We start from the raw sequence: 14,470 nt of genomic DNA, 5'->3' as shown, positions 1-14,470 counted from the left end.
GGGGCCGCTTCGCAGCCCGGCGCGGGGCAAGCCCGCTCACCACAAAAGCCAACTCCCACAGCGGGTAGGGTGTCAGGGATTACTGCGCGTCAAACGCCTGCCCATTGATGCCGGTACTGTCCGGCCCCATCAGGTACAGGTACACCGGCATGATCTCTTCCGGTGCCGGCCTTTCCATCGGGTTCTCCCCTGGATATGCCTGGGCCCGCATGCTGGTGCGCGTGCCGCCCGGGTTGATGCTGTTGGCCCTTACTGCAGCCACGTCTTCGAGCTCATCCGCCAGGGTCTGCATCAAGCCTTCAGTGGCGAATTTCGACACCCCATAAGCGCCCCAATATGCCCGGCCCTTGCGCCCGACGCTGCTGGAGGTGAACACCACCGACGCATCCTGGGACAGCTTGAGCAGTGGCAACAACGTGCTGGTGAGCATGAACATCGCATTGACGTTGATGTGCATCACCCGCATGAAGTTCTCGCCGGACAACTGCTCGATCGGCGTACGTGGGCCGATGATCGAGGCGTTGTGCAGCAGGCCATCGAGGTGGCCGAATTCTTTTTCGATCATCGCTGCCAGCTCATCGTATTGATGGGGCAGGGCGGTCTCCAGGTTGAAGGGGATCACCACCGGCTGCGGGTGGCCGGCCGCTTCGATCTCGTCATACACCTGGGCCAGGTTGGCTTCGGTCTTGCCCAGCAACAGCACGGTCGCGCCATGGGCGGCGTAGGTTTTCGCCGCCGCCGCGCCAATGCCGCGACCGGCGCCGGTCACCAGGATCACCCGGCCTTTGAGCAGTTCTGGACGTGCAGAGTAATCAAACATAAAAAGCCTCGACAGAGTTCAACATGTTTCAGCACCAAACTTGAGACCGGTGGAGATCCCCTGTGGGAGGGGGATCTTCATAGGTCAGATGGGTTGGTGAGCCATCAGCAACTGCACAGCGCGTTATCCAGCACCTTGCGCAGTTCCAGTGGATGATCCACCACCACATCCGCGCCCCAGTGGCGTGGGTTGTCATCCGGGTGGATATAGCCATAGGTGACCGCCGCCGTGCGGGTGCCGGCGTCGCGGCCGGACTCGATGTCGCGCAGGTCATCGCCCACGAACAGCACGCTGGCCGGGTCCAGGCCGAGCATCTTGCACGCCAGGATCATCGGCTCCGGGTCCGGCTTGCTGTTTTTCACGTGGTCCGGGCAGATCAGCAGGGCCGAACGCTCGGCCAGGCCCAACTGCTGCATGATTGGCTCGGCAAAGCGCAGTGGCTTGTTGGTGACCACGCCCCAGATCAGCTTGGCCTTCTCGATGTCCTCCAGAAGCTCGGCCATGCCATCGAACAGTGTGCTGTGGACCGCACAACCCTTCAGGTAACGCTCGAGGAATTCCAGGCGCAACTCTTCAAAGCCGGGGGATTCCGGGTCCATCGAGAAGGTCACGGCCACCATCGCCCGCGCACCGCCGGAGATTTCATCGCGGATATGCTGTGGGTTGATCGGTGGCAGGTCGCGGTCGGCGCGCATCGCCTGGCAGATGGCGATAAAGTCCGGCGCAGTGTCCAGCAGGGTACCGTCCATGTCGAAGAGAACCGCTCGCAACTTCACAGGCTTACTCCTCGCGCAGGGTCTGGATCATGTAGTTGACGTCAACGTCGCTGGCCAGTTTGTAGTGCTTGGTCAGCGGGTTGTAGGTCAGGCCGATGATGTCCTTGACGGTCAGCCCGGCCTGGCGGCTCCACGCACCCAGTTCGGACGGGCGGATGAATTTCTTGAAATCGTGGGTGCCGCGCGGCAGCAGCTTCATGATGTATTCGGCGCCGATGATCGCGAACAGGTAGGCCTTGGGGTTGCGGTTGATGGTGGAGAAGAACACCTGGCCGCCCGGCTTGACCATGCGGAAGCAGGCGCGGATCACCGACGATGGGTCTGGCACGTGCTCCAGCATTTCCAGGCAGGTGACCACGTCGAACTGCTCAGGCATTTCCTCGGCCAGGGCTTCGGCGGTGATCTGGCGATACTCCACGCTCACGCCGGATTCCAGCTGGTGCAACTGGGCCACGGCCAGCGGCGCTTCGCCCATGTCGATCCCCATCACGGTGGCGCCGCGCTGGGCCATGGCTTCGCTGAGGATGCCGCCGCCGCAACCAACGTCCAGCACCTTCTTGCCGGCCAGGTTGACGCGTTCGTCAATCCAGTTGACCCGCAGCGGGTTGATGTCGTGCAGGGGTTTGAACTCGCTTTCGCGGTCCCACCAGCGGTGGGCCAGGGCTTCAAACTTGGCGATTTCGGCGTGGTCGACGTTGCTCATGGTGAATCCTCTAAATCTGATAAATCGGTTTGTCGGTCCTGAACACGCAGGTTCAGAGCCAGCGTTATTCGGTGTGCCCGCCGATGCGTTTTCCCCAGGCAATGGCCGTGGTGGTCAACTGTTGCTCATCCATGCGGGTGAGTTGCCGGTCGTCGAGCAACTGCTTGCCGGCGACCCAAAGGTGTTTCACGCAATCGCGTCCGGTGGCATATATAAGCTGTGAGACCGGATCGTAGATCGGTTGTTGCGCCAGCCCGGTCAGATCGAAGGCGACCATATCCGCCGCCTTGCCCACTTCCAGGGAGCCGATTTCACTTTCCAGGCCCATGGCACGCGCACCGTTGAGCGTAGCCATGCGCAGCGCACGGTGGGCGTCCAGGGCGGTGGCCGAACCCGCGACGGCCTTGGCCAGCATCGCGGCGGTACGGGTTTCACCCAGCAGGTCCAGGTCGTTGTTACTGGCGGCGCCATCGGTGCCGATGGCCACATTGACGCCCGCCTGCCATAGACGCTCCACCGGGCAGAAGCCACTGGCCAGTTTCAGGTTCGATTCCGGGCAATGGATCACGCTGGTGTTGCTTTCTACCAGCAAAGCCAGGTCGTCCTCGCTGATTTGGGTCATATGAACGGCCTGGAAGCGCGGGCCCAGCAAGCCGAGGCGTCCCAGGCGCGCCAACGGCCGCTCGCCGGTCTGTTCGACGGCCTGTTGTACCTCGAAAGCGGTTTCATGCACATGCATATGGATCGCGGCGTCCAGCTCTTCGGCGATGACCCGGATCTTTTCCAGGTTGGCATCGCACACCGTGTAGGGCGCGTGGGGGCCGAAGGTGATCTTGATGCGCGGATGGTGCTTGAGGTCGCCGAACAGCTCGATGCCCTGGCGGATCGCCTCATCGGCGGTGCCGGCGCCGGGAATCGGGAAGTCGAGGATCGGAATCGCGATCTGTGCACGCATGCCGCTGTTGTGCACGCAATCGCTGGCGACCTTGGGGTAGAAGTACATGTCCGAGAAGCAGGTGATACCGCCCTTGAGCTGCTCGGCAATGGCCAGGTCGGTGCCGTCACGCACGAAGGCCTCGTCGACCCACTTGGCTTCGGCGGGCCAGATGTGTTTTTCCAGCCAGGTCATCAAGGGCAGGTCATCGGCCAGGCCGCGAAACAGGCTCATCGCCGCATGCCCGTGGGCGTTGATCAGGCCGGGACTGAGCAGCATGCCCGGCAGTTCGCGCACTTCAGCGGCCGACAGCTTCAACGCCGCAGCCCGTGGACCGATAAAGGCGATACGCCCATTGCGGATGCCCACGCCATGGTCCTTGAGCACCACGCCGGCGGGTTCGACAGGTACCAGCCAGGTTGGCAGTAGCAATAAGTCGAGCGGGGCGGCAGTGGAGGTCATCGCAGGCTTCTTCCCGGGCAGCTATAAAAGAAGCGCGAAGTATACCCGAGCGTCCTGGCTGGCGGATCGCTATAATCGGCGGCTTTTGTTGATGAGTACGGGGTGACGGATGCGCGATCGACTGTTGGCAGCGGAGAAAGTGAAGGCCATCGATTGGCGTGATGGCACGCTGCACCTGCTCGATCAACGCGCCCTGCCGTCCCAGGAACACTGGGTGGCCTGCTCCACGGTCGATGCAGTGGCTGCGGCCATTCGCGCCATGGTGGTGCGTGGCGCATCGGCGATCGGCATAAGCGCGGCCTATGGCCTGGTGCTCGCCGCTCGCGAGCGCATCGCCGAGGGCGGTGACTGGCAGGCCGCCTGGGAAGAGGACTACGCACTACTGGCCGATACCCGTCCGACCGCCTCGAACCTGTTCTGGGCGCTCAAGCGCATGCGCGATCGCCTGGATCGCGTCAAGAAGCACGCCGATCCGCTGGCGGTGCTGGAGGCCGAAGCGATCGCTATCCATGAAAGCGACCGGGAAGCCAACCTCGTCATGGCCCAGTTGGGCGTTGAGCGGATTCGCAAGCATCAGGGCAATGCCCAGGCGATCTTGACCCATGGCAACGCCGGCGCCTTGGCAACCGGCGGTGTCGGCACGGCCCTCGGGGTGATTCGCGCGGCGTTCCTGGAAGGCTTGGTCGAGCACGTCTACGCCAATGAAACCCGCCCATGGCTGCAAGGCTCGCGGCTGACCGCCTGGGAACTGGCGGGCGAGGGGATCCCGGTCACCGTGAATGCCGACTCGGCCGGTGCGCATCTCCTCAAGACCAAGGGCATCACCTGGGTGATCGTCGGCGCCGATTGCATTGCCGCCAATGGCGATGTGATCAGCAAGATCGGCACCTATCAATTGGCGGTGTGCGCCATGCACCACGGCGTGCGTTTCATGGTGGTGGCGCCGAGTTCGAGCCTGGACCTGATGATGGCCACGGGTGACGATGTGGCCCTGGAGGAGCGCGATCCCGGTGAACTGCTGGAGGTCATGGGGCAGCGCTTGGAGGTCAATGCGTTTAATCCGGTATTTGATGTGACCCCGGCCGACCTGATCGATGTGATCGTGACTGAGAAGGGCGTGGTTGAGCGGCCGGATACGGCGAAATTGGCCAAGCTGATGTGCCGTAAGCGGCTGCATTGAGGGCTGTGGTGTCTGTGAAATGGCTATCGTGGGCAAGCCCCCTGCCACATTTTGACTGTTCACAATTAAAGTGTGGGAGGGGGCTTGCCCCCGATTGGCCCGGAAAGTCAATAAAACCCTAGGATCCGCCCTCAAAAAAAAGCACCACCCCATCTCTGAGCCCCTCTCGGCCTCCTCAAGCCTGTCATCCGTCAAATTACTAGTCTCCATGCGCATCAGGGGGATAGGTGCGTGGCGGCGATTGTGATAACATCCGGCGGTTTCCAGGGCCGCCCCCAGGGGTTGCCCATAACGTGCAGATCCGTGTCATAACTCGTTGATTTGTCGTAAGTCGTTGTCAGGCAGTGTGCCGGCGACGGCGAGCTTCGTTCGTCCCATATGGATGCGACGAGGTTTCACCCGAAAAAGGAATCAGGCTTCTCATGGGCGAACTGGCCAAAGAAATCCTCCCGGTCAATATCGAAGACGAGCTGAAACAGTCCTACCTCGACTACGCGATGAGCGTAATTGTCGGTCGGGCACTGCCTGATGCGCGCGATGGCTTGAAGCCCGTGCACCGGCGTGTGCTGTTCGCAATGAGCGAGCTGGGTAACGACTGGAACAAGCCGTACAAGAAATCTGCCCGTGTTGTCGGTGACGTGATCGGTAAGTATCACCCTCACGGCGACACTGCGGTGTACGACACCATCGTTCGGATGGCCCAGCCGTTTTCCCTGCGCTACCTGCTGGTAGACGGCCAGGGCAACTTCGGTTCGGTCGACGGCGACAACGCCGCGGCCATGCGATACACCGAAGTGCGCATGACCAAGCTGGCGCACGAGCTGCTGGCCGACCTGCATAAAGAAACCGTGGACTGGGTGCCGAACTACGACGGCACCGAAATGATCCCGGCGGTCATGCCGACCCGGATCCCCAACCTGCTGGTCAACGGTTCCAGCGGTATCGCCGTGGGCATGGCCACCAACATCCCGCCGCACAACCTTGGTGAAGTCATCGACGGTTGCCTGGCGCTTATCGACAACCCTGAGCTGACCGTCGATGAGCTGATGCAATACATCCCGGGCCCGGACTTCCCGACCGCCGCGATCATCAACGGTCGCGCCGGCATCATCGAAGCCTACCGCACCGGTCGCGGCCGCATTTACATGCGCGCCCGCTCGATCATCGAGGACATCGACAAGGTCGGTGGCCGCCAGCAGATCGTCATCACCGAACTCCCGTACCAGTTGAACAAGGCGCGTCTGATCGAGAAGATCGCCGAGCTGGTTAAAGAGAAGAAACTCGAAGGCATCACCGAACTGCGCGACGAATCCGACAAAGACGGTATGCGCGTGGTGATCGAGCTGCGTCGTGGCGAAGTGCCTGAGGTGATCCTCAACAACCTCTACGCCCAGACCCAGCTGCAAAGCGTGTTTGGTATCAACGTGGTTGCACTGATCGACGGCCGCCCACGCATCCTGAACCTCAAGGACCTGCTGGAAGCCTTCGTGCGTCACCGTCGCGAAGTGGTGACCCGCCGTACCGTGTTCGAATTGCGCAAGGCCCGTGAACGCGGCCACATCCTGGAAGGCCAGGCGGTTGCATTGTCGAACATCGACCCCGTCATCGCCCTGATCAAGGCCTCGCCCACCCCGTCGGAAGCCAAGGAAGCCCTGATCAAGATGCCATGGGAATCCAGCGCCGTCGTGGCGATGGTTGAACGTGCCGGTGCCGACTCGTGCCGCCCGGAGACCCTGGACCCGCAATACGGCCTGCGTGACGGCAAGTACTTCCTGTCGCCGGAACAGGCTCAGGCCATCCTGGAACTGCGCCTGCACCGCCTGACCGGCCTGGAACACGAGAAGCTGCTGGCCGAGTACCAGGAGATCCTCAACCAGATCGGCGAGCTGATCCGCATCCTCAACAGCGCCGTGCGCCTGATGGAAGTGATCCGCGAAGAACTGGAAGTGATCCGCGCCGAATACGGCGACGTGCGCCGCACCGAAATCCTCGATGCGCGCCTCGACCTGACCCTGGGTGACATGATCCCGGAAGAAGAGCGCGTGGTGACCATCTCCCACGGTGGCTATGCCAAGACCCAGCCATTGGCTGCGTACCAGGCCCAGCGTCGTGGCGGTAAAGGTAAATCGGCTACCGGCGTGAAGGATGAGGACTACATCGCCCACCTGCTGGTCGCCAACAGCCACACCACGCTGCTGCTGTTCTCCAGCAAGGGCAAGGTGTACTGGCTCAAGACCTACGAAATCCCGGAAGCCTCCCGCGCTGCCCGTGGTCGTCCGTTGGTCAACCTGCTGCCGCTGGACAGTGATGAATACATCACCACCATGCTGCCGGTCGAGGAATACACCGAAGGTCACTTCATCTTCATGGCCACCGCCAAAGGCACCGTGAAGAAGACCCCGCTGGAATCCTTCAGTCGCCAACGCAGCGTGGGCCTGATCGCCCTGGAGCTGGACGAAGGCGACGTACTGATCAGCGCGGCCATCACCGATGGCGAGCGTGAAGTCATGCTGTTCTCCGACGGCGGCAAGGTCACTCGCTTCAAGGAATCCGACGTTCGCGCCATGGGCCGTACCGCCCGCGGTGTGCGCGGCATGCGCCTGCCGGAAGGGCAGAAGCTGATTTCGATGCTGATCCCGGAAGAAGGCAGCCAGATCCTCACCGCTTCCGAGCGTGGTTATGGCAAACGCACCGCCATCAGCGAGTTCCCGGAGTACAAGCGTGGCGGCCAGGGCGTTATCGCCATGGTCAGCAACGACCGCAACGGCCGTCTGGTCGGCGCGGTCCAGGTGCTCGATGGCGAGGAAATCATGCTGATTTCCGACCAGGGCACCCTGGTGCGTACCCGTGTGGCCGAAGTGTCGAGCCTGGGCCGTAACACCCAGGGTGTGACCTTGATCAAGCTGGCCAAGGACGAAAAACTGGTCGGCCTGGAGCGTGTCCAGGAACCATCGGAAGTCGAAGGCGAAGAGCTGGAAGGTGAGGCGTTCGAAGGCGAGGTGATCGCAACCGGCGATGACAACGTCGACGAGCCAACCCTCGATGCTGCCGCAGACGAAGAAGAACCGCAGGAATAAGCGGACACACAGGGGGCGGATGAAGATTCGCCCCCTTGTTGTTTGTCCCCTTTGAAAGAACAACGCCGCCCCCTGTAGGAGCGAGCTTGCTCGCGAAAATCGTCAACGATAACGCGAGCTGCCTGATGCGCCCTTGCGCTCTCGGGTTTTTCGCGAGCAAGCTCGCTCCTACCGTGTTTGATTTCAGTCCCACCAGATCAGAGAGATTGGATGTGAGCAAGAGAGCCTATAACTTCTGTGCCGGTCCCGCGGCGCTTCCTGAAGCAGTCCTGCAGCGTGCGCAGGGTGAACTCCTCGACTGGCATGGAAAAGGCCTCTCCGTGATGGAAATGAGCCATCGCAGCGATGAGTTCGTGTCCATTGCCACCAAGGCCGAGCAGGATCTGCGCGACTTGCTCGACATCCCATCCAACTACAAAGTGCTGTTCCTGCAAGGCGGTGCGAGCCAGCAGTTCGCCCAGATCCCGCTGAACCTGCTGCCGGAAGACGGCACTGCCGACTACATCGACACTGGTATCTGGGGGCAGAAGGCTATTGAAGAGGCTTCGCGCTACGGTCATGTCAATGTGGCCGGCACCGCCAAGCCCTACGACTACTTCGCCATTCCCGGTCAGAACGAATGGAAGCTGTCCAAGGACGCGGCCTACGTGCACTACGTCGCGAACGAAACCATTGGCGGCCTGGAGTTCGACTGGGTGCCGGAAGTCGGCGACGTTCCGCTGGTGTGCGACATGTCTTCGGACATCCTCTCGCGGCCTATCGATGTGTCGCGCTACGGCATGATCTACGCCGGTGCGCAGAAGAACATCGGCCCGAGCGGCATCCTGGTCAATATCGTGCGTGAGGACCTGCTGGGTCGCGCCCGTTCACTGTGCCCGACCATGCTCAACTACAAGGTCGCGGCCGACAACGGCTCGATGTACAACACCCCGCCGGCCTTCGCCTGGTACCTGTCGGGCCTGGTGTTCGAGTGGCTGAAGGAGCAGGGCGGCGTGGCGGCCATGGGCAAGCTCAACGAAGAGAAGAAGCGCACCCTGTACGACTTCATCGACGCCAGTGGTCTGTACAGCAACCCGATCAACCTCACCGACCGCTCGTGGATGAACGTGCCGTTCCGCCTGGCCGATGACCGCCTGGACAAGCCATTCCTGGCCGGTGCCGACGCCCGTGGCCTGCTGAACCTCAAGGGTCACCGTTCGGTAGGTGGCATGCGCGCCTCCATCTACAACGCTGTGGACATTCACGCGATCAATGCGCTGGTTGCCTACATGGCAGAGTTCGAAAAGGAACACGGCTAATGTCTGAACAAGAACTCAAGGCCCTGCGTGTACGCATTGACAGCCTGGACGAGAAAGTCCTGGAGCTGATCAGTGAGCGTGCGCGCTGCGCCCAGGAAGTGGCACGGGTGAAGATGGCGTCCCTGGCGGAGGGCGAAGTGCCGGTGTTCTACCGGCCGGAGCGTGAAGCCCAGGTGCTCAAGCGCGTCATGGAGCGTAACAAGGGCCCGCTGGGCAACGAAGAGATGGCGCGGTTGTTCCGTGAAATCATGTCGTCGTGCCTGGCGCTCGAGCAGCCGCTGAAAGTGGCCTACCTCGGCCCGGAAGGCACCTTCACCCAGGCGGCGGCCATGAAGCACTTCGGCCATGCGGTGATCAGCAAGCCGATGGCGGCCATCGACGAGGTGTTCCGTGAAGTGGCGGCCGGCGCGGTGAACTTTGGCGTGGTACCGGTGGAAAACTCCACCGAAGGCGCGGTCAACCACACGCTGGACAGCTTCCTTGAGCACGACATGGTGATCTGCGGCGAAGTCGAGCTGCGCATCCACCATCACTTGTTGGTGGGTGAGAACACCAAGACCGACAGCATCAGCCGCATCTATTCCCACGCCCAGTCCCTGGCCCAGTGCCGCAAGTGGCTGGATGCGCATTACCCGAATGTGGAGCGCGTGGCGGTGTCCAGCAACGCCGAAGCGGCCAAGCGGGTCAAGGGTGAATGGAATTCGGCGGCGATCGCCGGTGATATGGCGGCAGGCCTGTATGGCCTGACGCGCCTGGCCGAGAAAATCGAGGATCGCCCGGACAACTCCACGCGTTTCCTGATGATCGGCAGCCAGGAAGTGCCGCCGACCGGCGACGACAAGACTTCGATCATCGTCTCCATGAGCAACAAGCCCGGCGCGCTGCATGAGCTGCTGGTGCCGTTCCACGACAACGGGATTGACCTGACGCGCATCGAGACGCGTCCTTCGCGCAGCGGTAAATGGACTTACGTGTTCTTTATCGACTTTATCGGCCACCACCGCGATCCGCTGGTCAAGGGCGTGCTGGAGAAGATCAGTCAGGAAGCCGTGGCACTCAAGGTGCTGGGCTCTTACCCGAAAGCGGTTTTGTGAGGCTTTAACATGAGTGGCAACTTCCTCGCCCTGGCCCAGCCGGGCGTGCAACAACTGTCGCCTTACGTTCCGGGCAAGCCTGTGGACGAGCTGGCGCGTGAGTTGAACCTGGATCCTTCCAAAATCGTCAAGCTGGCGAGTAACGAGAACCCACTGGGCCCAAGCCCCAAGGTATTGGCGGCGATTCGCGAAGAATTGGCCGAGCTGACCCGTTACCCGGACGGCAATGGCTTCGCCCTCAAGTCCCTGTTGGCAGAAACATGCCGGGTCGAGCTGAACCAGGTCACCCTGGGCAACGGTTCCAATGACATCCTCGAGCTGGTCGGGCGTGCCTACCTGGCGCCGGGCCTGAACGCCGTGTTCAGCGAGCACGCGTTTGCGGTCTACCCGATCGTCACCCAGGCGGTCGGTGCCGACGCCCGTGTGATTCCTGCCAAGGACTGGGGTCATGACCTGCCGGCCATGCTGACCGCCATCGACGCCCAGACCCGCGTCGTGTTTATCGCCAACCCGAACAACCCGACCGGCACCTGGTTCGATGCACGGGCGCTTAACGACTTCCTGCAGGACGTGCCTGAGCATGTACTGGTGGTGTTGGACGAGGCCTACATCGAGTACGCCGAAGGCAGCGACCTGCCGGACGGCCTGGATTTCCTGGCGGCCTACCCGAACCTGCTGGTGTCGCGCACCTTCTCCAAGGCTTATGGCCTGGCGTCGCTGCGGGTCGGCTATGGCCTGTCGACTGCGGTGGTTGCCGATGTACTGAACCGCGTACGCCAGCCGTTCAACGTCAACAGCCTCGCCCTGGCGGCAGCCTGTGCGGCGGTGAAGGATACCGAGTACCTGGAAGAAGGTCGCCGCATCAACGCAAGCGGCATGTTGCAGTTGCAGGATGGCTTCCGTGCGTTGGGCCTGGGCTGGATTCCCTCCAAGGGCAACTTCATCTGTGTCGACCTTGGTCAAGTGGCTGCCCCGGTATTCCAGGGGCTGCTGCGCGAAGGTGTGATCGTGCGGCCGGTGGCCAACTACGGCATGCCGAACCACCTGCGGATCACCATCGGCTTGCCGGCTGAAAACAGCCGCTTCCTGGAGGCGCTGGCCAAGGTCCTGGCTCGTGGTTGATGTCACTGCATTGCAACCTGCCGTGCCTATGATCGGTCGCCTGGTGGTGGTCGGCCTGGGCTTGATCGGTGGCTCCTTCGCCAAAGGCCTGCGCGAAAGCGGGCTGTGCGGCGAAGTAGTCGGTGTGGACCTGGACCCGCAATCGCGCAAGCTGGCGGTGGAGTTGGGTGTGGTGGATCGCTGCGAGGCGGACCTGGCGCTGGCGTGCCAGGGGGCTGACGTCATCCAGCTCGCTGTGCCGATCCTGGCCATGGAGAAACTGCTGGCGGTATTGGCCGGCATGGACCTGGGCCAGGCGATCCTGACCGACGTCGGCAGTGCCAAGGGCAATGTGGTGCGGGCCGCGCAACAGGCTTTTGGCGGCATGCCGTCGCGTTTTGTGCCGGGCCATCCGATTGCCGGTTCCGAGCAGAGCGGGGTGGAAGCGTCCAATGCGCAGCTGTTCCGCCGCCATAAAGTGATCCTGACGCCGCTGGAGCAAACCGATCCGGCCGCGCTGGCCGTGGTGGATCGTCTCTGGCGTGAGCTGGGGGCGGATGTGGAACATATGCAGGTCGAGCGCCACGACGAAGTGCTGGCGGCGACCAGCCATTTGCCCCATCTGTTGGCATTCGGCCTGGTGGACTCCCTGGCCAAGCGCAACGAAAACCTCGAGATTTTCCGTTACGCCGCCGGTGGCTTCCGCGATTTCACGCGGATTGCCGGCAGCGATCCGGTGATGTGGCACGACATCTTTCTCGCCAATCGCGAAGCGGTGTTGCGCACCCTGGACACCTTCCGCAGTGACCTCGACGCCTTGCGCGACGCGGTCGATGCCGGGGATGGCCATCAATTATTGGGCGTGTTCACCCGTGCGCGTGTGGCGCGTGAGCATTTCAGCAAGATCCTGGCTCGCCGGGCCTATATGGAAACCGCTGTGAACGCCGATGACCTGACCTTCCTCGCCAACCCGGGCGGCCGCTTGAGCGGGCGTCTCCGGGTGCCGGGTGACAAGTCGATCTCCCATCGCTCGATCATGCTCGGCTCGTTGGCCGAGGGCGTGACGGAGGTGGAAGGGTTCCTTGAGGGTGAAGACGCCCTGGCGACCCTGCAGGCGTTTCGCGACATGGGCGTGGTGATTGAGGGGCCGCACCATGGGCGCGTGACCATTCATGGTGTGGGCTTGCACGGCTTGAAGCCGGCGCCTGGGCCGATCTACCTGGGTAATTCCGGTACGTCCATGCGCCTGCTGTCCGGTTTGTTGGCGGCACAACGCTTTGACAGCGTGTTGACCGGCGATGCTTCCCTGTCCAAGCGCCCGATGAACCGCGTGGCCAAGCCATTGCGGGACATGGGTGCGGTGATCGAGACCGGGCCGGAAGGGCGTCCGCCGCTGACCATTCGTGGCGGCCAGGCGCTCAAAGGCATGAGCTATGCAATGCCGATGGCCAGTGCCCAGGTCAAATCCTGTCTGTTGCTGGCGGGGCTGTATGCCGAAGGTCAAACCGCAGTGACCGAGCCTGCGCCGACCCGTGACCATACCGAGCGTATGTTGCGCGGTTTTGGTTACCCGGTTGCGGTGGAAGGCGCTACCGCATCGGTGGAATCGGGTCATGTACTGACGGCTGCCCATATTGAAGTGCCGGGGGACATCTCCTCTTCGGCATTCTTCCTGGTGGCGGCTTCGATTGCCGCGGGCTCCGAGTTGTTGCTGGAGCATGTCGGCATCAACCCGACCCGCACCGGGGTGATCGATATCCTGCGGTTGATGGGGGCCGATATCACCTTGGAAAACCCGCGCGAAGTGGGTGGCGAGCCTGTCGCTGACCTGCGGGTGCGGGCAGCTGTATTGAAGGGTATCGAGATTCCAGAAGCGCTGGTGCCCCTGGCTATTGATGAATTCCCGGTGTTGTTCGTCGCGGCCGCCTGCGCTGAAGGCCGCACCATTTTGCGGGGCGCCGAAGAGTTGCGTGTTAAGGAGTCCGACCGTATCCAGGTCATGGCCGACGGTCTGCAGGTGTTGGGAGTGAAGTGTGAACCGACCGCCGATGGGATTATCATTGACGGTGGCCTGATGGGCGGTGGTGAAGTCCATGCCCATGGCGATCACCGGATTGCCATGGCCTTCAGCGTGGCTTCCCTGCGGGCGGCTGCGCCGATTCGTATCCATGACTGCGCCAATGTTGCTACGTCTTTTCCGAACTTTCTTACACTGTGTGCCCAAGTCGGCATCCGTGTTGCCCAAGAGGCTCAATTGTGAATATCAAAGCACCGGTGATTACCATCGACGGGCCAAGCGGCTCGGGCAAAGGCACGATCGCCGGCATCCTGGCCAAGCGCCTGGGCTGGTGCCTGCTGGATTCCGGCGCGTTGTACCGCCTGCTGGCGTTTGCCGCACGCAACCATGGCGTCGACCTGACCAACGAAGAATCCCTGAAGCTGCTGGCCGCGCACCTCGATGTGCAGTTCGTCGGCGCGACGGAAGGTCATCCCCAGCGCATCATCCTGGAAGGGGACGATGTGACCGATGACCTGCGTAACGAGCAGGTCGGCTCCTGGGCCTCCCAGGTTGCCGCGCTGCCTGCGGTGCGTGATGCGCTGTTGCAGCGTCAGCGGGCTTTCCAGGAGCCGCCGGGGCTGGTGGCCGATGGCCGCGACATGGGCACGGTGGTGTTTCCCGAGGCGCCGCTGAAGATTTTCCTGACCGCCAGCGCCGAGGAGCGGGCTCGCCGCCGCTACTTGCAGTTGAAGGGCAAAGTCGATGGTGTTAGTCTGTCGAGTCTGCTAGATGAGATCCGTGCACGCGATGAGCGTGATACCCAGCGCGCAGTAGCCCCGCTCAAGCCGGCGGCTGATGCTATACAGCTGGATTCCACGGAGTTGTCCATCGAGCAGGTGCTGGAACGCATCTTGAGTGAAATCGCCATTCGCGATATCGCCGGGTGATCAAGAAGGCCGCAGGGGACCAGTCATAGTCCTGCGGTGGCTTCTTTTAACTGAAACTGACCCACACCGTCTGGGGTGT

At 62.2% G+C, this 14,470-nt stretch carries 11 protein-coding genes; 7 read left to right on the top strand and 4 right to left on the bottom strand.

The genetic code is table 11. From position 1 onward, the window contains the following. Positions 1-79 precede the first annotated feature (79 nt). From V3W40_RS00250 to V3W40_RS00235, 4 genes are all read right to left on the bottom strand, one after another. Positions 80-820 (bottom strand): YciK family oxidoreductase, encoded by a 741-nt coding sequence (locus tag V3W40_RS00250; protein WP_074844546.1) that lies wholly within the window; start codon positions 818-820, stop codon positions 80-82. A 104-nt stretch (positions 821-924) separates the two neighbouring features. Further along, on the bottom strand, positions 925-1,596 hold the full coding sequence (gene mupP / locus V3W40_RS00245) for an N-acetylmuramic acid 6-phosphate phosphatase MupP (protein ID WP_330214222.1): 672 nt from the start codon (positions 1,594-1,596) through the stop codon (positions 925-927). Between the two features lie 4 nt (positions 1,597-1,600). Continuing rightward, positions 1,601-2,299: a bifunctional 2-polyprenyl-6-hydroxyphenol methylase/3-demethylubiquinol 3-O-methyltransferase UbiG gene (gene ubiG / locus V3W40_RS00240; RefSeq protein WP_003172645.1), complete on the bottom strand. Its 699-nt coding sequence runs from the start codon at positions 2,297-2,299 to the stop codon at positions 1,601-1,603. 64 nt (positions 2,300-2,363) lie between these two features. Continuing rightward, positions 2,364-3,695 carry a TRZ/ATZ family hydrolase gene (locus V3W40_RS00235; RefSeq protein WP_330214221.1) on the bottom strand — a complete coding sequence of 444 codons (1,332 nt, stop codon included), beginning with the start codon at positions 3,693-3,695 and terminating at the stop codon, positions 2,364-2,366. 109 nt (positions 3,696-3,804) lie between these two features. On the opposite strand from V3W40_RS00235, the gene mtnA reads away from it, so the two are divergent. From mtnA to cmk, 7 genes are all read left to right on the top strand, one after another. Then, on the top strand, positions 3,805-4,875 hold the full coding sequence (gene mtnA / locus V3W40_RS00230; RefSeq protein WP_315871540.1) for an S-methyl-5-thioribose-1-phosphate isomerase: 1,071 nt from the start codon (positions 3,805-3,807) through the stop codon (positions 4,873-4,875). A gap of 422 nt (positions 4,876-5,297) precedes the next feature. Continuing rightward, positions 5,298-7,952 carry a DNA gyrase subunit A gene (gyrA, locus tag V3W40_RS00225; protein WP_137213073.1) on the top strand — a complete coding sequence of 885 codons (2,655 nt, stop codon included), beginning with the start codon at positions 5,298-5,300 and terminating at the stop codon, positions 7,950-7,952. Between the two features lie 212 nt (positions 7,953-8,164). Beyond that, complete coding sequence (serC, locus tag V3W40_RS00220; protein WP_065939348.1) at positions 8,165-9,250, top strand: 3-phosphoserine/phosphohydroxythreonine transaminase; 1,086 nt, start codon at positions 8,165-8,167, stop codon at positions 9,248-9,250. Next, positions 9,250-10,344, top strand: a complete 1,095-nt coding sequence (gene pheA, locus V3W40_RS00215) for a prephenate dehydratase (RefSeq protein ID WP_003172650.1) — start codon at positions 9,250-9,252, stop codon at positions 10,342-10,344. Before serC ends, pheA begins: the two co-directional genes overlap by 1 nt. Before the next feature lie 9 nt (positions 10,345-10,353). Beyond that, entirely contained in the window at positions 10,354-11,466 is a 1,113-nt protein-coding gene (hisC, locus tag V3W40_RS00210; protein WP_330214220.1) for a histidinol-phosphate transaminase, read from the top strand. Between the two features lie 28 nt (positions 11,467-11,494). Further along, complete coding sequence (locus V3W40_RS00205) at positions 11,495-13,705, top strand: bifunctional prephenate dehydrogenase/3-phosphoshikimate 1-carboxyvinyltransferase (protein ID WP_065947448.1); 2,211 nt, start codon at positions 11,495-11,497, stop codon at positions 13,703-13,705. Next, positions 13,702-14,391: a (d)CMP kinase gene (gene cmk, locus V3W40_RS00200; RefSeq protein ID WP_003172653.1), complete on the top strand. Its 690-nt coding sequence runs from the start codon at positions 13,702-13,704 to the stop codon at positions 14,389-14,391. The genes V3W40_RS00205 and cmk overlap by 4 nt, the downstream gene beginning before the upstream one ends. Positions 14,392-14,470: the final 79 nt, after the last annotated feature.

Source organism: Pseudomonas sp. AM8 (assembly GCF_036346475.1).
GTDB classification, from domain to species: Bacteria; Pseudomonadota; Gammaproteobacteria; order Pseudomonadales; family Pseudomonadaceae; genus Aquipseudomonas; species Aquipseudomonas marginalis.
Note: the sequence above shows the minus strand (reverse complement) of the source record. Positions and strands in the feature narration are given on the sequence as shown.